At 41.8% G+C, this 17,566-nt stretch carries 20 protein-coding genes and 1 other RNA gene; 7 read left to right on the forward strand and 14 right to left on the reverse strand.

Annotation, left to right across the window (positions count from 1 at the left end):
* Positions 1-38: 38 nt before the first annotated feature.
* The 4 genes from ssrA to M1F97_RS07860 all read right to left on the reverse strand — a co-directional run bounded on the left by ssrA (position 39) and on the right by M1F97_RS07860 (position 3,243).
* Positions 39-386, reverse strand: a transfer-messenger RNA (tmRNA) gene (ssrA, locus tag M1F97_RS07845).
* Positions 387-446: 60 nt separating this feature from the next.
* Positions 447-1,082, reverse strand: a complete 636-nt coding sequence (locus tag M1F97_RS07850; RefSeq protein WP_247944739.1) for an SGNH/GDSL hydrolase family protein — start codon at positions 1,080-1,082, stop codon at positions 447-449.
* Between the two features lies 1 nt (position 1,083).
* Positions 1,084-1,911 (reverse strand): Cof-type HAD-IIB family hydrolase, encoded by an 828-nt coding sequence (locus M1F97_RS07855; protein ID WP_247944740.1) that lies wholly within the window; start codon positions 1,909-1,911, stop codon positions 1,084-1,086.
* Positions 1,912-1,932: 21 nt separating this feature from the next.
* The gene (locus M1F97_RS07860) at positions 1,933-3,243 is read right to left on the reverse strand and encodes a CapA family protein (RefSeq protein ID WP_247944741.1); all 1,311 of its coding nucleotides are present in this window, start codon (positions 3,241-3,243) and stop codon (positions 1,933-1,935) included.
* A 155-nt stretch (positions 3,244-3,398) separates the two neighbouring features.
* Here M1F97_RS07860 and def point away from each other — a divergent pair, with 155 nt between their 5' ends.
* Both def and rlmB read left to right on the forward strand, forming a co-directional pair.
* The gene (gene def / locus M1F97_RS07865) at positions 3,399-4,010 is read left to right on the forward strand and encodes a peptide deformylase (RefSeq protein ID WP_223327468.1); all 612 of its coding nucleotides are present in this window, start codon (positions 3,399-3,401) and stop codon (positions 4,008-4,010) included.
* A 44-nt stretch (positions 4,011-4,054) separates the two neighbouring features.
* Positions 4,055-4,783 carry a 23S rRNA (guanosine(2251)-2'-O)-methyltransferase RlmB gene (gene rlmB / locus M1F97_RS07870; RefSeq protein ID WP_000855726.1) on the forward strand — a complete coding sequence of 243 codons (729 nt, stop codon included), beginning with the start codon at positions 4,055-4,057 and terminating at the stop codon, positions 4,781-4,783.
* Positions 4,784-4,819: 36 nt separating this feature from the next.
* Here the strand turns inward: rlmB and trxB are convergent, their stop codons facing one another.
* From trxB to M1F97_RS07905, 7 genes are all read right to left on the reverse strand, one after another.
* Entirely contained in the window at positions 4,820-5,731 is a 912-nt protein-coding gene (gene trxB, locus M1F97_RS07875; RefSeq protein WP_247944742.1) for a thioredoxin-disulfide reductase, read from the reverse strand.
* Positions 5,732-5,796: 65 nt separating this feature from the next.
* Positions 5,797-6,021: a DUF4059 family protein gene (locus M1F97_RS07880; RefSeq protein ID WP_000924293.1), complete on the reverse strand. Its 225-nt coding sequence runs from the start codon at positions 6,019-6,021 to the stop codon at positions 5,797-5,799.
* Between the two features lie 77 nt (positions 6,022-6,098).
* Positions 6,099-6,842, reverse strand: coding sequence for an amino acid ABC transporter ATP-binding protein (locus M1F97_RS07885; RefSeq protein WP_247944743.1), 744 nt, complete (start codon positions 6,840-6,842; stop codon positions 6,099-6,101).
* Complete coding sequence (locus M1F97_RS07890; protein ID WP_247944744.1) at positions 6,842-7,642, reverse strand: amino acid ABC transporter permease; 801 nt, start codon at positions 7,640-7,642, stop codon at positions 6,842-6,844. The genes M1F97_RS07885 and M1F97_RS07890 overlap by 1 nt, the downstream gene beginning before the upstream one ends.
* A gap of 156 nt (positions 7,643-7,798) precedes the next feature.
* Positions 7,799-8,155, reverse strand: coding sequence for an arsenate reductase family protein (locus M1F97_RS07895; protein WP_247944745.1), 357 nt, complete (start codon positions 8,153-8,155; stop codon positions 7,799-7,801).
* Between the two features lie 12 nt (positions 8,156-8,167).
* The gene (locus M1F97_RS07900; protein WP_247944746.1) at positions 8,168-8,683 is read right to left on the reverse strand and encodes a methylated-DNA--[protein]-cysteine S-methyltransferase; all 516 of its coding nucleotides are present in this window, start codon (positions 8,681-8,683) and stop codon (positions 8,168-8,170) included.
* A complete protein-coding gene (locus tag M1F97_RS07905) occupies positions 8,680-9,174 on the reverse strand; it encodes a GNAT family N-acetyltransferase (RefSeq protein WP_247944747.1) in 495 nt (164 codons plus the stop codon). The genes M1F97_RS07900 and M1F97_RS07905 overlap by 4 nt, the downstream gene beginning before the upstream one ends.
* Positions 9,175-9,308: 134 nt before the next feature.
* On the opposite strand from M1F97_RS07905, the gene M1F97_RS07910 reads away from it, so the two are divergent.
* Together M1F97_RS07910 and trhA are read left to right on the forward strand one after the other, a co-directional pair.
* A complete protein-coding gene (locus M1F97_RS07910) occupies positions 9,309-9,755 on the forward strand; it encodes a DUF1836 domain-containing protein (protein ID WP_247944748.1) in 447 nt (148 codons plus the stop codon).
* Positions 9,752-10,399: a PAQR family membrane homeostasis protein TrhA gene (gene trhA, locus M1F97_RS07915; RefSeq protein ID WP_001097972.1), complete on the forward strand. Its 648-nt coding sequence runs from the start codon at positions 9,752-9,754 to the stop codon at positions 10,397-10,399. Before M1F97_RS07910 ends, trhA begins: the two co-directional genes overlap by 4 nt.
* A 54-nt stretch (positions 10,400-10,453) precedes the next feature.
* Here trhA and nox read toward each other — a convergent pair whose 3' ends face one another.
* Positions 10,454-11,833: a H2O-forming NADH oxidase gene (gene nox, locus M1F97_RS07920; protein WP_247944749.1), complete on the reverse strand. Its 1,380-nt coding sequence runs from the start codon at positions 11,831-11,833 to the stop codon at positions 10,454-10,456.
* 296 nt (positions 11,834-12,129) lie between these two features.
* On the opposite strand from nox, the gene M1F97_RS07925 reads away from it, so the two are divergent.
* From M1F97_RS07925 to M1F97_RS07935, 3 genes are read left to right on the forward strand one after another with little or no spacing between them, the layout of a single operon-like run.
* Positions 12,130-13,059, forward strand: a complete 930-nt coding sequence (locus tag M1F97_RS07925) for an FAD:protein FMN transferase (RefSeq protein WP_247944764.1) — start codon at positions 12,130-12,132, stop codon at positions 13,057-13,059.
* 18 nt (positions 13,060-13,077) lie between these two features.
* A complete protein-coding gene (locus M1F97_RS07930; protein ID WP_000915933.1) occupies positions 13,078-13,683 on the forward strand; it encodes an NADPH-dependent FMN reductase in 606 nt (201 codons plus the stop codon).
* A 17-nt stretch (positions 13,684-13,700) separates the two neighbouring features.
* Positions 13,701-14,945 (forward strand): NAD(P)H-dependent oxidoreductase, encoded by a 1,245-nt coding sequence (locus M1F97_RS07935; protein ID WP_169446661.1) that lies wholly within the window; start codon positions 13,701-13,703, stop codon positions 14,943-14,945.
* Positions 14,946-15,026: 81 nt separating this feature from the next.
* Here M1F97_RS07935 and M1F97_RS07940 read toward each other — a convergent pair whose 3' ends face one another.
* Both M1F97_RS07940 and glyS read right to left on the reverse strand, forming a co-directional pair.
* Positions 15,027-15,284, reverse strand: coding sequence for a DUF896 family protein (locus tag M1F97_RS07940; RefSeq protein ID WP_000371301.1), 258 nt, complete (start codon positions 15,282-15,284; stop codon positions 15,027-15,029).
* Between the two features lie 42 nt (positions 15,285-15,326).
* The gene (glyS, locus tag M1F97_RS07945) at positions 15,327-17,363 is read right to left on the reverse strand and encodes a glycine--tRNA ligase subunit beta (protein ID WP_247944750.1); all 2,037 of its coding nucleotides are present in this window, start codon (positions 17,361-17,363) and stop codon (positions 15,327-15,329) included.
* Positions 17,364-17,566 lie beyond the last annotated feature (203 nt).

Consider the following 17,566-nt stretch of genomic DNA (forward strand, 5'->3'; position numbering starts at 1 on the left):
CAACGTTTTAGAAAGATTTACAAAACAATGTAAATTATCAATGGAGCCGGTGGGAGTCGAACCCACGTCCAAACATCTGCTAACATATTTGTCTACAACCATAGGTTATGTATTATTTTAACAGTCCCTCGACACATAACTCAAGTCTAGGAACTGCGAGTCTATTAATCTCTTATCAAACCACTAGACAAGGCTTGATCGTATCTCGCTAATCATAAGACCTGTCATTGAACACGAGCAATCCAAATCGGGTCACGCCTGCTGGTTTTTAGGCAGCTAAAGCGTAAGAAGTGTTATTTTTTGCAGTTATATTTAACTGAGCGTTTACGTCGCCACACGGGTTGCAAAATATGCCTCATAATGCCTGTCGAATCCGTAACGACCCCAAAAGACAATAAAACCATTATACCTTATCTAAATCAAAAATGCAAAATTAAGTCAATTCTTTAGAAAAGATATGTTTTCAAGGCTTCTGATAAGGCTTGATAACCGGCTACACTTAGATGGAGGCCATCCGTTGTATAGGCTGATTGAAGTTGCCCTTCTGAATCTGTCAAACTATCATAAATTGGTAGAAAATCTACTTGCATATAGGCGGAGGCTAGAGCCTCATAGGCTTGATTCCATTCTCTAATCTTTTCATTAGTTCGGATATAAACAGTCTGCTTGTATTCTTCGCCTTCATTAACTGGCAGAATAGAAACAAGCTTTATTTGTGACAGCGGATAATCTCGGGCAATTGATTGAATCACACGCTCAAGATTATCCAAGGCTTCATTCATGGGAATATCTTTTCCAATATCATTTGTCCCAATTAAGAGAACAATTTGATCCACAGCATCACTATAAAGATGGGCATCAAGATTGTCTAGTAGAAGTCCCGTCTGGTAACCTCGGATACCTCGATTAACAATCGTCTTTGCAGTCCCAAACAACTCTTGCAGAGGATAATACTCCACAATTGAATCTCCGATAAAGATGATATCTGGCTCTATAACAGAAACTTGATTCAATTCACGATACTTGGTTTGAATCTTTTCCTGCTCCTTTAAGAGCCAATTTTCTAATAACTGTACTGCCACCTTATCCCTCTTTCTCTAACCAATTTTCTAGGACCTGATAAACACCCCCTTGGCTGTTAGCTGGAGCTAGGGCAGTTGCAACTGCCTTGGCCTCATCATCTGCATTTTCCATAGCATAGGCAATTCCAGCCAGTTCTAGCATTTCGACATCGTTTTCACTATCACCAAAAGCCATGATTTGTTCCGATTTCAAATCCCAGCGCTTGAGTAATTCTTCCAATCCCCATGCTTTATGAATTCCGGCTTGGAGGATGTCAATGCAACCATAACCGCTGGAAACAGCTCTTACACGCCCATCAAAGAGGTCATTAATTTCCTGCAAAACAGAACTCGATCGTTCCTCACCAACGACCATGCTCATCTTTAGGACTCCTCCAAAGAGGTCTGAGTTTAGCTCATCCACAAAATTGGTCCTTTGGTAAAGTTTTTCAATCATCTCAGGAGTCATAAATTTTTCTAGGTCTGTAAAAACAGTCCCTTTCTTTACAAAACCACCATTCATACTGGTGACGACAAATTGATCTCGGCACTCTCTCCCTTTAAAATGAAGGAGAGCCTTGTCAACCATAGCATCATCCCAGGTCTGAGCCTGAACCAGTTTATTGTTTTCAAAAATACGAGCACCATTGGCAACTACTAGGATCACTCGTTCAGCCAAGTGTCCCAATAGTTCTCTCATACGATGAACTTCATTCCCCGTCGCAATGACAAAACGGATATCCCTTTGATCCAGCTGATCTAAGATCTTTTCCAAGCGGGGCAGATCCAGCTGACCTCTCGGATCCAGCAAGGTTCCATCCATATCTGTCGCAATAATCTTAATCGTCATTTTACTTCCTCTGGATTCAAGCTAGTCCCACTTCAATCCTACATGTTCATTCATTTCTTTATAAGCTGTGTCAATTCGTTCCTTGGTCGCCTCATCCAACTTGTCACGGTAACTGCCTCCCTCGATGAAGTCTTCTAGGATATAGGTCTGATAGAGGAAGAGCGGATAGCCTTCTGGAGAGTATGTTCCTTTAGGCGTCCGATTGACCCAAGTCGGATGCGCTTTGGCCGTTTCAATCCTTGTCTTGCCATCTTTTTTCTTAATAGTCACATCCATGAGAACACCGCGCTCCGTCCACTTGGCATTTTCCTCATCTTGCATGGTTTCAATGCGCTGATTTGAGAGGAAATTCCCCATGGAGTAGATGATCAGTTTTTTGTCACCATCTTTTTCAACTGTTTCAGCAGGTTCAACGACGTGAGGATGCCCTCCAAAGATAATATCAGCTCCCCAGTCAATCATCTTGTGGTACAGTGTTTTCTGTTCTTCCGTCGGTTCTAGCTGGTACTCAATTCCCATCTGAGGCATGATGACAGTAATATCTGCTTCCTTCTCAGCACGCTCGATTTCTGTCTTCATCTTATCTTCATTCAGGTCAGAAAGATAGCGATTATAGTCCTCTTGAGAGATATACTGCTCAATGCCATTAAAACCGTAAGAATAGGCTAGGAGAGCTACCTTGATACCATTGACCTCCTTGATGACTATAGGGGCTTGGTCACGGGATTCATGTGTGTAGACTCCGATGGGTGTCATTCCAGCCTTTTCAATAGCTTGAGCCGTTGAAACCACTCCCTCAATTTGAGAATCCAAAATATGATTATGAGCCAAGTCTAGAACTTGGTAGCCTGCATCCTTGATAGCATCCATGACTTCTCCTGGTGCATTAAAGAGAGGATAACCTGCCAAGTAGTGGTCCTTGTTCACCGTTCCTTCAAAATCACCAATCACCAAATCCGCTTGCTTGAGCCAGGGTTTTACATACTCAAAATTTTCATGGAAATCATAGGTCCCATCTTCTTTTAGAGCTGTTCGGTAGATGGGAATATGGTAGAGAAGGTCTCCATTTGCCATGATACGGGCTGTCGTTTCACCAGATTGATTTTCCTTGGACTGACTAGACGTCGTAGTCTGACTGTTAGAACTTGTTACCTTATTGCCTTGCACTGTTCGAACCAGCAAGTTCAATCCCATGGACAAGGCAACTGCAAGCAATAACACAATGATAAACTGGGCATTCGTCCAAGATTTATAATTCCGAAAGAAATCAACACTAGTTCTCCACACCCCATAAAGAGAATCATGAGACCGTCTATCTTGTCGCTTTTCCATCTTTATCCCCCCTTGCTTTTTGATGCAAGTCTTTTCTTTTATTATACCACAGACAAAGGGGGAATATCGTTTATTATATTATTTTTTAGAAACTTCTGCGACTTTCTTTCTCGTCTATTTTGTGTTATCATGTAGAGGTAATGAAAGGAGAGAAAATGTCTGCTATAGAACGTATTACAAAAGCTGCTCACTTAATTGATATGAAAGATATTATCCGTGAGGGGAACCCAACTCTACGTGCAGTTGCTGAGGAGGTCACTTTCCCACTGTCTGACCAGGAAATCATCCTTGGCGAAAAGATGATGCAATTCCTCAAACATTCCCAAGATCCCGTTATGGCTGAAAAGATGGGGCTCCGCGGTGGAGTTGGATTGGCCGCTCCTCAGTTAGATATCTCAAAACGCATTATCGCTGTTTTAGTGCCAAATATTGTGGAAGAAGGTGAGACTCCACAGGAAGCCTACGATCTGCAAGCTATTATGTACAATCCAAAAATCGTATCTCACTCTGTTCAAGACGCTGCCCTCGGTGAAGGAGAAGGGTGCCTATCTGTCGACCGTGTAGTTCCAGGCTATGTTGTTCGTCATGCCCGCGTCACTGTTGATTACTTTGACAAGGACGGAGAAAAACACCGTATCAAGCTCAAAGGATACAACTCTATCGTTGTCCAACATGAAATTGATCACCTAAACGGAATCATGTTTTACGATCGTATCAATGAGAAAGACCCATTTGCTGTGAAAGATGGTTTACTGATTCTGGAATAAAGAAAATCCCGTTGCAAAACGGGGTTTTGTGTTATAATAGAGGCATGAAAACAAATGATATTGTCTATGGCGTCCACGCCGTTACCGAAGCCCTCCTTGCAAATACAGGAAACAAACTCTACCTCCAAGATGATCTAAGGGGTAAGAATGTTGAGAAAGTCAAGGAACTGGCTGCTGAGAAAAAGGTCTCCATCTCTTGGACCTCAAAAAAATCCCTCTCTGAAATGACCGAAGGCGCTGTTCATCAAGGTTTTGTTCTACGAGTGTCTGAATTTGCCTATAGCGAGCTAGAACACATTCTTGCCAAAACGCGTCAAGAAGAAAACCCTTTGCTATTGATTCTGGACGGGTTAACTGACCCCCATAATCTAGGTTCTATCTTGCGAACAGCCGATGCGACCAATGTTTCAGGTGTCATCATTCCCAAGCACCGTGCCGTCGGAGTGACTCCTGTCGTTGCCAAAACGGCCACAGGTGCTATTGAGCATGTACCGATTGCGCGAGTGACCAACCTCAGTCAAACTCTAGACAAACTCAAGGATGAAGGCTTCTGGACCTTTGGAACGGATATGAACGGTACTCCTTGCCACAAGTGGAATACAAAAGGGAAAATCGCCCTCATCATCGGAAATGAAGGAAAAGGAATCTCTAGCAACATCAAAAAACAGGTAGATGAAATGATTACCATTCCGATGAATGGACATGTTCAAAGCCTCAATGCCAGCGTTGCTGCAGCCATTCTCATGTACGAAGTTTTTCGAAACCGACTATAAAAAAGTTTCCAATCACTTGATTGGAAACTTTTTTGCTTAACTATGTTCTGTAATAAATTTGTAAGCTTCTTGACCAGCGATAGCCCCATCTCCAACTGCTGTTGTCACTTGGCGAAGGTCTTTCTGGCGAACATCCCCAACTGCAAAGATACCGTCAACGCCAGTTTTCATGTGATTATCTGTCACAATCCAGCCAGCCTGGTCTTGGATATTCAAATCTTTGGCAAAATCACTAACAGGATCCAAACCAACATAGATAAAGACACCTCCGAAGGCTTGCTCTATCACTTGACCAGTTTTCACATTCTCAAATACGACAGATTCTACTCGGTTTTCACCTTTGATTTCCTTGACTACAGAGTCCCAGATAAAGTTGACTTTCTCATTTGCAAAAGCACGGTCTTGCAAAACCTTTTGAGCACGAAGTTCATCCCGACGGTGAACAATGGTAACAGTCTTGGCAAAGCGAGTCAAGAAGAGGGCTTCTTCTACCGCTGAATCTCCACCACCAACTACAAGCAAGTCTTGGTCACGGAAGAAAGCTCCATCACAGACTGCGCAGTAAGAAACACCACGACTGTTCAGCTCTTCTTCTCCGGGGACACCCAAGAGACGGTGTTTCGATCCAGTTGCCACGATGACAGTAAGGGTTTCGTAAACTTGATCATCAGTGATTACCTTCTTATAGTCACCCTTGTCTTCAATATTTTCAACATAGCCATAAAGATGCTCCACTCCAAGGTTTTCAAGTGGTTCAAACATCTTCTCAGCCAGTTCAGGTCCACTAATGTTGGCATAACCTGGATAGTTTTCAATATCAGATGTGTTATTCATTTGCCCGCCTGGCAGACCACCTTCAATCAAAGCCACTTTCAGATTGCTTCGAGCAGCATATAAGGCAGCGGTCATTCCCGCAGGTCCAGCACCGATAATAATTGTATCGTACATTTCGATTCCTTCTTTCTTGTTGTAACTATCTTTATTCTAACTCATTCTTGCTAGTCACGCAAGGATTATGCCTTGAAAACCAAGAGCAAACTCATGACGGCAAAGGATAACACCGGAATGACCAAAACTCCAATCATAATCATATCATAGAGATGGGCTTGGCGAGCTTTGGCTGTCTTGTCCACACCAGACATAGCTCTCAATCCAATCCAAATCCCCAGAAAAATCACGACAAGGATGGTCGTTAAGATCAAACTCTCGAAATACAAAGAAAATAAATGCAGTAGCATGATCTCTCTCGTTTCTATCTTTTTTAAAGAGTAAACTCAGCTAGTCCAACTAACTGAGTTTTCCTTTTACTATTATATCAAATATAAGTCCGTTTGTAACTAGCGAAGAATTCTTTTGTCCGTTCTTCTTTCGGATGATTGATGATTTCATCCGGTGTGCCTGACTCGATGATTTTCCCTTTATCTAGGAACAAAATCTTATCTGCCACTTGGGCTACAAAAGACATATCGTGACTAACCAATATCATGGTCTGACCAGACTTAGCGGCATCTGCAATAGACTTCTCTACCTCACCGACCAATTCTGGGTCAAGGGCTGAAGTGGGCTCGTCCAAGAGCAAGACATCTGGTTTCATAGCAAGCGCACGCGCGAGGGCAACCCGTTGCTTTTGTCCACCTGATAAGTGACGAGGATAATGGTTTTCACGGTCAGAAAGACCAACCTTGGCCAACTCTTCCTTAGCGATTTTTGTTGCTTCCTCGTCCGATAATTTTTTAACAACAACCAAACCTTCCTTAACATTGTCAAGAGCTGTTCGGCGTTCAAACAAATTAAACTGTTGGAAAACCATGGATAACTTGCGACGAAGGGTTAGAATTTCTTCTTGGCTAATCTGAGAAAAATCAACTTTAAAATTGTCAATCTGAATCGTTCCACTATCTGGAGTTTCAAGGTAGTTCAAACTACGAAGAAAGGTTGATTTCCCAGCTCCAGATGAACCAATCAAAGCCACTACTTCTCCCTTTTGAATATCCAAGTCCAGATGATTCAAGACTGTCTGTCCTGAAAAGGATTTACTTAAATTCGAAATCTTAATCATTAACGAAGGTCTCCTTTCACATCTGTAGACACTGTGTCTGGGGCTGAAATAGCCATTTTCTTTTCAATGAAACGACCGAGGCTTTCAATTCCGATATTGACTACCCAATAAACAAGGGCAACGGAGATGAAACGTTCAAAATAGCGATAATCGGCTCCACCCAAAATTTGAGCTTGGGCAAAGACCTCCACAACACCTGCGCTAAAGGCTAGAGAAGTTCCTTTGGTCAAGCCGATAAGGGAATTAATCAAAGTCGGTGTCGCTACCACTGCTGCATTTGGAATAATTACGCGACGATAAACTTGTGCACGAGTCATACCCAAACTACGCGCCGCCTCAATTTCACCTGGATTAACAGAAAGGATGGCTGCACGAATCGTTTCACTTGCATAAGCCGCCTCATTAAAAGCAAAGGCCACAATCGCAAAAAGCGCTGCTGGAATCGCATTGATATTGAAACCAGTTCCCCATTGTTGGTTGATTGCTTTCAGTGCCAAAGGAATTCCGTAGTAGGTCAACATAAGTTGAACTAGGATTGGGGTACCTTTTAAGAAGCTAACAAAAAAGGCCTGCAAGGGATATAGAATTTTAACACGATTGATCTTAACAATGGCAAAAATCAAGGCAAGTAGCAAACCAAAGAGTGCACCTCCAAGCGTTAACATCAAGGTTGTAGGCAGTTGCTGGACAATCCTTGGAATTCCATCAAAGACCGAACGCAAACTAAAGAGTTTACCATCCGGAATGAGTTGCATCAAACTTTGGTACCAAACTGATGCTAAAAATGTTGTAACAGTCATAAAAACATCCTCTCCTGATAATGATTCATTCTATCATACTTCTGCTCGCAAGCAAATTATTTGCTACGGGCTACTCAGACTTTGTCTATCTTCTAGTTTATCACACTTTAAAACAGGGAGGCTATATATTTTACCTATCAAGGAGATAGATAAAAACTATCTCAAACCTAAGTCCTCATAGCTTTTTCTATAGCCAATTTGTTTAACAGCACCATTCTCCACCAAAATTGGACGTTTCAATAACATACCATCACTGGCTAGAAGCTTGGCTGCTTCTTGTTTTGACAAACTTCCCACCTTATCTTTCAAGCCCAGTTCACGGTATTTAATCCCGCTAGTATTGAAAAATTGTTTCACTTCAAAACCGGAGGTTTCTAACCAGTTCAAAATCACGTCTTCACTTGGTGTTTCTTCTACGATGTGGATATCTTGGTATTCCAGTCCAAGTTGATCCAATTCATTTTTTGCTTTCTTACAAGTTGAACATTTTGGGTATTCGATAAATTCTAACATCTTCTTTTCTTTCTATTTTTTATTTTCTTGAAATGCTACACCTTCATGTTGCAAGAGCCAGGCTTTCTTTTCGACTCCCGATGCATAGCCTGTCAGACGATTGCCTGATCCCAGCACACGATGACAGGGTACGAGGATGGACCAAGGATTACGCCCCACTGCTCCGCCAATCGCTTGGGCAGAACCCACTTGCAGGTCTTGAGCTATTTGTCCGTAAGTTACTGTTTGACCATAAGGAATGCTCTGTAAGTATGTCCATACTCGCTTTTCAAAATCTGTTCCAATAGGAGCCAAAGGTAAGTCAGATAAATCTTGAACACTTCCCTTAAAATAAGTATCTAAATAGGAAATAACTTGCTCTAATACAGGATGGCTAGCAACTTCTTCTATCGTTTCGTCTCCTAATCCCCTCTCAAAATGAGTTTGGTTCTGTACCCAAATTCCATACAGATATTGCTCGTCAGCAACTAAGGATAAGGTTCCAATGGGCGACGGGTAGAGCATTTTTGCGTACTTTTTCTGCTTCATTTTTTTAATTTCTGATAGGCCAAACGTTCCCCATCAACTGGAACCTTACCAACCTGTTGGAAGCCTAGCTTTTCAAAGACATGCTGCATGGCCTTGTTTTCAACATGCGTATCTGAACGAAAATCTAGGTAATCAAATCCTTCAATCAAGCCTTCTAGGAAAGTTTGAGCAACTCCCTGCCCTTGGACATCTGTTGCTACAGCGATACGGTGAAAGACCAGATATTCCGACTCTCCCCCCTGCCAACTTCCTTCATAAATGGCTTCATAGGCTTCCTCTGGGCTCTTGGTCACAGCAGCATAGGCTAACAGTTCTCCCTCTTCCAAGGCCACATAAGCTTGACCAGAGATGATATCATCAATAATGATGTCGGCATTTGGATAGCCATTTTGCCACTGGTCACTACCAGACTTGGCTAAGCACTTTTTGGCATCCTCTATCACCTGCATAATCGCATCTACTTCGTTTGGAAAAGCTAAACGAATCTCCATCTTTTCCCCTCATTTCTAACTGTTTTCTCTCATCATAGCATAATTTAAAGCTTTCTACAAGCAGTTGAAACTTGACTTTTGTTTTTTATTATTTTATAATCTAGTTATTGAAACTAGATAAAAAGGAGTTGGAAATGAATTCTATCTTTTCCTACCCAAAATGGGAAGACATTCCAAACATTGACCTCTATCTGGATCAGGTTTTGCTTTATGTCAATCAAGTCTGTGCCCCCATCTCTCCAGATAAAGAAAAGGGCCTGACCGCATCCATGGTCAATAACTATGTCAAACATGGTTACCTGACAAAGCCTGACAAGAAGAAATACCAACGCAAACAGATTGCCCGTTTGATTGCTATCACTACTCTCAAATCTGTCTTTTCGATTCAAGAAATCACTCAGACACTTAACACTCTGCACACTTATGCAAGCTCAGATCAGCTCTACGATGCTTTTGTGGACTACATGAACCAAGGAATCGATCCAGAAAACCCTATTATCCAAACCGGCTGCCAAACGGTTAAACTCTACCATCAAACTCTAGACTTAATCCTTATCAAAGAAGAGGAGGAAATCCAATGAATACCAGTCTAAAGCTCAGTAAAAAACTCAGTTTTGGAGAGGAAATTGCTAATAGCGTGACCCATGCTGTGGGTGCCGTTATCATGCTCATCTTACTCCCCATTTCATCCACCTATAGTTATGAAGCACATGGATTTTTATCGTCTTTTGGCGTTTCTATCTTTGTTATCAGTCTATTTCTCATGTTCCTCTCGTCAACCATTTACCACTCTATGGCCTATGGTTCGACCCACAAATACGTCTTGCGAATCATCGACCATTCTATGATTTACGTGGCTATCGCAGGCTCTTATACGCCGGTCGTATTGACTTTGATGAATAACTGGTTTGGCTATCTGATTATTGCCATTCAGTGGGGAACGACCATCTTTGGCATCCTCTATAAAATCTTTGCTAAAAAGGTCAATGAGAAATTCAGCCTTGCCCTTTACCTGATTATGGGCTGGTTGGTTCTAGCTATCATTCCTGCCATTATCAGTCAAACAACTCCAATTTTCTGGAGTCTCATGGTAACTGGCGGACTCTGTTATACAGTTGGAGCTGGATTTTACGCTAAGAAAAAACCTTATTTCCACATGATTTGGCATCTCTTTATCCTAGCGGCATCTGCACTCCAATATATCGCGATTGTTTATTACATGTAAAAAAGTTGAGAATCTTTTCTCAACTTTTTGTTTTCATATCAAATAATGTTTCTATTATTTTTCAGCTGTAAGTGCAGACATTGTGATGTAGTTATATGGTTTGTTGAAGTGTGGCAAGAAGAATAGGTCTGTCAAGGCCAACTTGTCAATTGTTACATGCTCTTGGATAGCAAGTGAGAACATGTGGATTCCCATACTGATAGCAGCATCATGTGAAACCATTTGTGCACCAAGGATTTCGCGGCTGTCTTTGTCAAAGACAATCTTGATGGCAACTTCGTGGTTGTCATGTTTGATAAATTCTGGTTTTTGAAGATCGTTAAAGCCAGTTTCAGTTGCATTATAGCCTGCAGCTTTGGCTTTTTCAAGAGTCAAACCAGTCGAAACCATGTGAAGACCGTAGATAGAGATACCGTTTGATCCTTGTACACCGATTCCTTCAAGTTCGTGTCCACAAGCATTATAAGCACCAACGATACCAGTACGTACAGCGTTAGATGCAAGAGCGATGTAGCTTGTATCTTTACGAGCATTGTCATAAACAGTTGCACAGTCACCAACAGCGTATACACCTGGGATAGATGTTTCTTGTTTCTTATCTACAAGGAAGGCACCGTTGCGGAAGAGCTCAATCTTACCATCAGCAAGAGCTGTGTTAGGGCGGAAACCAACGGCAAGAACCACCATATCCACATCAAATGTTTCTTTGTCTGTTACCAAGCGTTCAACTTTTCCATCACCTTGGATGGCTTTAACTGTTTGACCAAGAGCCAAGCGGATGTTGTGGTCTTCCAAGTTCTTCGCCATCATTTGTGTGAAGTCTTTGTCATAGTAACCGTTCAAGACAGTATCTACGATATCTACCAGAACCACTTCTTTTCCAAGACGCTCGAAAGCTTCAGCAAGCTCAACACCGATGTAACCACCACCAACAACGGCAATGCGCTCAAGGTGTTTGCTCTTGTCTTCAAGTTTTTCAATAACTTCTTCAGCGTTTTGGTACAATTTAACAAATTGTACATTTTCAAGAGTTGCTTTGAATTCGCGGTTGCCCTTAACGATTTCAACACCTTCGATTGGAGGCAAGATTGGAGTTGAACCAGTTGCAAAGATCAATTTATCATAAGACTCTTTGTGTTCTTTACCTTCAACTTCTGCAGTCACAACTTTGTTATCGTAGTCAATTGAAAGAACTGGTGAGTTCATGTAAACTTTAGCACCTTTTGCTTCCAATTTTTCTTTATCAGAGTAGAAGAGACCTTCTGGGCCGTCGATTTGTTCCCCGATCCAAAGAGCCATTCCACAACCAAGGAATGAAATATTTGAGTTTTGGTCAAATACTACGATTTCATTTTCATGTCCAAAGTTGTCCAACATAGTGTTGATACATGCTGTACCAGCGTGGTTAGCACCAACTACAACGATTTTACTCATAGAATAATTCCACCTTTAAAATTTAATTTACCCCTCTAGTATATCATTTGCTGTTAGCGTTTACAAGGTATTTGCTTGGAATTCTCTTTTTTTCAGAAAAAATTATTCTTTACTATATTATTTGTTTCATTTCCTTCCAATTTTTAAGCATATTTCTTGACTTTTGTTAAAATTTATTTGTGAAAACGCTGACTTTATGGTATGCTAGATACATGGAAAGAAAATGTAAGGGGTTTAATTTTTCTTTAACTAACTTATATTGAATGATTTCCTATAAAGAGAAAGGAGCTGGTAGCTTGCCTCTTCGTTCGCACTCTGAACGGCTAATGGGAACAACTATCACCATTTCATTAGTAGATGAGCGGGCAGAAACCCTGCTTCAAGGGGCTTTTGACTTGCTCAAAGAGCTCGAATACCGCTTCAACGCCAACAGTCAAGAATCCGAACTGATGGAAATCAACTACCAGGCTGGAATCGCACCTGTCAAGGTTCATCCTGACCTATTTGAACTGATTGCTCTTGGACTAGAGCATAGCCTAGCTCCCTCTAGCCATCTCAACATCAGTATTGGTCCCTTGATTCAAACCTGGCGAATTGGTTTTTCAGATGCTCGGCTTCCAAAGCCAAATGAAATCGAAGCCGTCTTGCCTCTAGTTGACCCACATTTTATCAAGTTAGATCCGACTAGCTCTACTGTCTTTTTAGAGAAGAAAGGAATGAAGCTCGATCTAGGTTGTTTGGCTAAGGGCTATAGTGCAGATAAGGTTGCCCAGTATTTAAAAACACACGGTGTCACCTCTGCCCTGATCAATCTCGGAGGAAATATCCTCACCATCGGGAATAACCAAGCCAAAGAAGGGAAAGCCTGGCAGATCGGCATTCAGGATCCGCGAAATCCTCGTGGCAATCATCTCCTAACCATTCCTGCTTCTAACAAATCCGTTGTCACTTCAGGTATCTATGAACGCCACCTGACAGTAGATGGAAAAGACTATCACCATATTTTTGATAGTAAGACAGGATTCCCTGTCGAAACCGAACTCGCTAGCCTAACGATTATCTCTGATAAATCCGTTGATGGTGAGATTTGGACAACGCGCCTTTTCGGAGAACGAAGCGCTTCTATCCTCTGGCAAGTCGAAAGTTTAGATGGTATTGAAGCCATTCTCATCGACAAAGAGGGACGCATTGCATGTTCTTCAGACCTTCAAAATTGTATTATGTAAAAAGAGAAAGGAAATCTCATGCTAAAACTTATTGCCATTGTTGGAACGAACTCTAAACGTTCTACAAACCGCCAATTGCTCCAATACATGCAAAAACACTTTGCTGATAAAGCTGAAATTGAACTCGTTGAAATCAAGGATATCCCTGTTTTCAACAAACCAGCAGATAAGCAACTTCCAGCTGAAATTCTTGAGATTGCAGCTAAAATTGAAGCATCTGACGGTGTGATTATCGGTACTCCTGAGTACGACCACTCTATCCCTGCAGTTTTGATGAGCGCTCTTGCTTGGCTATCTTACGGTATCTACCCACTTTTGAACAAACCAATCATGATTACTGGTGCTTCTTATGGTACACTTGGTTCATCTCGTGCCCAATTGCAACTTCGTCAAATCTTGAACGCTCCTGAAATTAAGGCAAATGTTCTTCCAGATGAATTCTTGCTTTCTCACTCTCTTCAAGCATTTAACCCAAGTGGAGACTTGGTTGACCTTGATGTTATCAAGAAATTGGATGCCATCTTTGATGACTTCCGTATCTTTGTGAAGATTACTGAGAAATTGCGCAATGCACAAGAATTGCTTCGCAAAGATGCAGAAGAATTTGACTGGGAAAATTTGTAAGATAGGAGACCGAAAGAATGAAATTTGTTGGACTTGTTGGATCAAACTACGATCAATCATATAACCGCAAACTCTTGGAATTTATCCGTCGCAATTTCAAATTTAAATTTGAACTAGAAGTTCTTGAAATCGACGAAGTTCCAATGTTTAACCAAGACGAAAAATGGGACGACAGTTTCCAATTACGCTTCTTGTATAACAAAATTACACGTGCTGATGGTGTCATTATCGCCACTCCTGAGCACAACCACACTATCTCAGCTTCACTCAAATCTGTACTTGAATGGCTTTCATACGAAGTTCATCCATTTGAAAACAAACCTGTTATGATTGTGGGTGCATCATACTACGACCAAGGAACATCACGTGCCCAAGTTCACCTTCGTAAAATCCTTGATGCTCCAGGTGTTAATGCCTACACGCTTCCAGGTAACGAATTCCTTCTTGGTAAAGCCAAGGAAGCTTTTGATAACGACGGAAACATCACCAACGAAGGAACTGTTAAATTCCTTGAAACTTGCTTAGATAACTTTGTAAAATACGTAGGAGTCGTTTCAAAATTGAAAAAACCAAAACCAATCGAACCAGAAGACTTGGATTGTGGAAAACCAATTGCTACAACCATTACAGAAGTTGACCCTGACGATCCAGAATGGGTGGAAAAAGTTGCAGCAATCACTGGTGCTGTTTCTGGTGATACCTATGTCAAATTGGACCACGGTATCCTAACAGTTAACCAAATCGATATGTTCTTGAAAGCTATGCCATTTGAATTGACATACGCTGACGATAACAACCAATTCCTCTACTACAACAACGCTCACCAAGATCCAGACACCATGTTTGCCAAACGTGTACCACCTCAATCAGGTAACCGTATGTCGACTGTTCACAATTCTCTTCCACCAGCACGTATGAAGAATGTAGAGTGGGTCATCGGAACACTTCGCAACGGAAACCAAGAATACGTCCGTACGATCGTTCCAGGTTCTCCTGCAGGTGTTATCAACACCCACAACTACCAAGCAATGTACTATCCTGATGGATCATACGCTGGAATCAATGAAATCGTCTTTAACTTCCAACCATGGCTTGAATGGTACCTAAAAGAGACTGGTCAACGTTTGGTGGGTGGTAGCGGACCATTTGCTCCTGCTGCCGGAGGTCATGGAGACGCAGATGCTACTTCTGGCGCTTCTGATTCGGGGGACGCTGGAGGCCATGGTGGTGACGCCGACGCCACTTCTGGTGCAAGCAACTAAGAAACCAAAAAGGAGCCAAATGGCTCCTTTTTTATTACAACAGAAAAGGGGCTTGTAAATCATCTACACCCCCCTTTCATTTTATGAGTTAGGATCATCTAAACTACGGCCGTGCAAACCTTTTTCACGTTGTACCTGACGTAGTTTTTCTGGTGTGACGTCATTTCCTTCTTCGTCGACAATTTTGATTCCTTCAATGTGGTGGCGAACAGAACGACGATAGCCTTCAATGTACTCCTCACGAAGTTTAGCTTGTTCCACTTTTTCAGCAGAAGTTAAGCCTTCTGTTTTTTTCTTTTTAGCAAGCTCGTTAATACGATCAATTTTTTTAGGATCCATGTTTCTCTCCTTTATGATAAGATTTAATCCGTTTAACAGATTTTACTTGGTATTAATTTGGTTGAAACGTGCAAGTTTCACTGCTTTATTGGTTAATTGCGACAAGATGGCCAATCGATTTTGACGAATATCTTGATCATCGGTCATTACCATAGTATTCTCAAAGAAAGCATCAATAACTGGACTAAGCGCAAAGAGTTGTTCTAATTGCTGACTTGCAGTCCCTGATAAAACGAGTGACTCTACTGCTTCCGCCAAGGCTTTCTCTTCTTCATTTTCAAAGAGAGCAGGGTCAACTGTTTCAGATCCTTCCGCTTTCTCAGCCAAATTAAAAGCACGAGAGAGAGATTCGACAGACGGTTTGAAGTTTTCTTCCTTGCTTGCTTCTACAAGAGCACTTGCTGCTTCCAACATATCCGCCACGACAAAGTTCGAACTTGCAAGGACTGCTTCCTTGATATCTTTCGGAGTTGAACCCATCATCTTATCAACACGAGCCTTGATAAAGTCCATGACTTCTGCTTTATTTTCATAAGTCAAGCTATCAAATTTCAAAGCATAAAGGCTATCAATCAACTCATCCATAGCAATGTGCCAACCAAAGGCATCCAAGATACGTACCACACCTTGCGTCGCACGACGAAGGGCATAAGGGTCATTAGAACCTGATGGAATCAAACCTACTGAGAAGAAACTCAAAATCGTATCCAATTTGTCTGCAATGGCAAGCACTGCCCCCACCTTGCTCTCTGGAAGCTCTCCTTCGGCTGATGTAGGCATGTAGTGTTCACGAATGGCAGCTGCAACTGCTGGAGTTTCACCAGCAAGAAGGGCATATTTCTCACCCATAATCCCTTGTAGCTCATCAAACTCACCAATCATACCTGTCAACAAGTCAAACTTGTAAATGGCTGCTGCGCGGGCAAGATCAATCGTTTCATCCACTGATAAACCAGCTTTTTCCGCCAAAAGGACGGCAATCTGACCTGTACGAATCATGTGTTCACGAAGGGAACCAATCTTTTCATGGAAGGTCACCTGGTTCAATTTTTCAACAAGATCTGAAATGACCAATTTTTGGTCTTCACGCCAGAAGAATTCTCCGTCTTCCAAGCGGGCAACTAAGACTTTTTCATTACCCTTGATGACATTTCCCAAATGCTCTGCGTTTCCATTACGAACAGAAATAAAGTTTGGCAAGAGTTTACCGTCTTGATCACGAACAACGAAATAACGTTGGTGTTCCTTCATCGAAGTCACCAAGACTTCTTCTGGAACTTCAAGGTATTTGGCATCAAAACTTCCCATAAAGGCAGTTGGGTATTCAACCAGGTTCAATACCTCGTTAAGCAAGTCGGCATCAATTTCGATGCTAACACCATGTTTTGCCTCAATTTCCTTGATTTGATCAACAATCATTTGTTCACGTTCACGAGGATCTGCGATTACAAACTGTTCACGAAGGTCTTCTTCGTAGCTCAATGCTGACTGAATCTTAGTTTCTTGTCCCAAGAAACGATGGCCGCGACTCACACGCCCACCCTTGATATCAAGGAAATCCAAATCAAACTCTTGTTCGTCCAAGAGAACTGTCAAAGTGTGTACAGGGCGGATATATTCAAAAGTATTGTTAGCCCAGTGCATGCTGACAGGGAATATCAGTGACTTCAAGACGTCTACTACACCAGGAACAATGGCTTCAACTGGTTTACCCACTTCTTCCTTGGTAACATAGACATATTCTTCACCCTTGATTTCACGGAATTCAATATCTTCAACTGTCAAGCCTTTCCCACGGACAAATCCTTGAGCTGCTTTGGTGAAGTTTCCATCACTATCCAGTGCAATTTTCTTTGCCGGACCCTTGAAATCTTCTGTCAAATCAGACTGTTTGTCTGCAAGACTAGTCACACGAACAGCCAAACGACGTGGTGTTGAGAAGGTTTGAATGGCTTCAAAGGAAAGGCGGTTTTCCTTGAGGAAAGCGGTCATTTTTTCACCTAGTTGTCTTTCGCTTGGAGTTACTACGTAGGCTGGTAACTCTTCAAGACCGAGTTCTACTAATAAGTTTTTTGTCATATTTTTTCTCCGAAAAGTATCTTTTTATTTTCCAGTTTGTCTTATGTGATTGGCACGCAAGCAACCGACTTCGTCGTTTCATTGCTAAAATTGGAGCCAAAAGTCTCCAATTTTGCCTAGTATCCTTAGCATCACTAAGGATACCTTCATCACTGTGGCAACTGGCTAAGGGCTCACTCTGTTCGCCCATTTTCGTAATTTGT

The organism is Streptococcus oralis, from assembly GCF_023110435.1.
Lineage (GTDB): Bacteria > Bacillota > Bacilli > Lactobacillales > Streptococcaceae > Streptococcus > Streptococcus oralis_CF.

Coding starts and splice junctions, on each gene's coding strand:
- M1F97_RS07910 (WP_247944748.1), top strand. CDS start 9,309: ATGAATTCTATCTTTTCCTACCCAAAATGGGAAGACATTCCAAACATT.
- M1F97_RS07885 (WP_247944743.1), bottom strand. CDS start 6,842: ATGATTAAGATTTCGAATTTAAGTAAATCCTTTTCAGGACAGACAGTC.
- trhA (WP_001097972.1), top strand. CDS start 9,752: ATGAATACCAGTCTAAAGCTCAGTAAAAAACTCAGTTTTGGAGAGGAA.
- glyS (WP_247944750.1), bottom strand. CDS start 17,363: ATGACAAAAAACTTATTAGTAGAACTCGGTCTTGAAGAGTTACCAGCC.
- trxB (WP_247944742.1), bottom strand. CDS start 5,731: ATGTACGATACAATTATTATCGGTGCTGGACCTGCGGGAATGACCGCT.
- def (WP_223327468.1), top strand. CDS start 3,399: ATGTCTGCTATAGAACGTATTACAAAAGCTGCTCACTTAATTGATATG.
- M1F97_RS07905 (WP_247944747.1), bottom strand. CDS start 9,174: ATGGAGATTCGTTTAGCTTTTCCAAACGAAGTAGATGCGATTATGCAG.
- M1F97_RS07890 (WP_247944744.1), bottom strand. CDS start 7,642: ATGACTGTTACAACATTTTTAGCATCAGTTTGGTACCAAAGTTTGATG.
- M1F97_RS07860 (WP_247944741.1), bottom strand. CDS start 3,243: ATGGAAAAGCGACAAGATAGACGGTCTCATGATTCTCTTTATGGGGTG.
- M1F97_RS07855 (WP_247944740.1), bottom strand. CDS start 1,911: ATGACGATTAAGATTATTGCGACAGATATGGATGGAACCTTGCTGGAT.
- M1F97_RS07930 (WP_000915933.1), top strand. CDS start 13,078: ATGCTAAAACTTATTGCCATTGTTGGAACGAACTCTAAACGTTCTACA.
- nox (WP_247944749.1), bottom strand. CDS start 11,833: ATGAGTAAAATCGTTGTAGTTGGTGCTAACCACGCTGGTACAGCATGT.
- M1F97_RS07880 (WP_000924293.1), bottom strand. CDS start 6,021: ATGCTACTGCATTTATTTTCTTTGTATTTCGAGAGTTTGATCTTAACG.
- M1F97_RS07935 (WP_169446661.1), top strand. CDS start 13,701: ATGAAATTTGTTGGACTTGTTGGATCAAACTACGATCAATCATATAAC.
- M1F97_RS07900 (WP_247944746.1), bottom strand. CDS start 8,683: ATGAAGCAGAAAAAGTACGCAAAAATGCTCTACCCGTCGCCCATTGGA.
- rlmB (WP_000855726.1), top strand. CDS start 4,055: ATGAAAACAAATGATATTGTCTATGGCGTCCACGCCGTTACCGAAGCC.
- M1F97_RS07940 (WP_000371301.1), bottom strand. CDS start 15,284: ATGGATCCTAAAAAAATTGATCGTATTAACGAGCTTGCTAAAAAGAAA.
- M1F97_RS07895 (WP_247944745.1), bottom strand. CDS start 8,155: ATGTTAGAATTTATCGAATACCCAAAATGTTCAACTTGTAAGAAAGCA.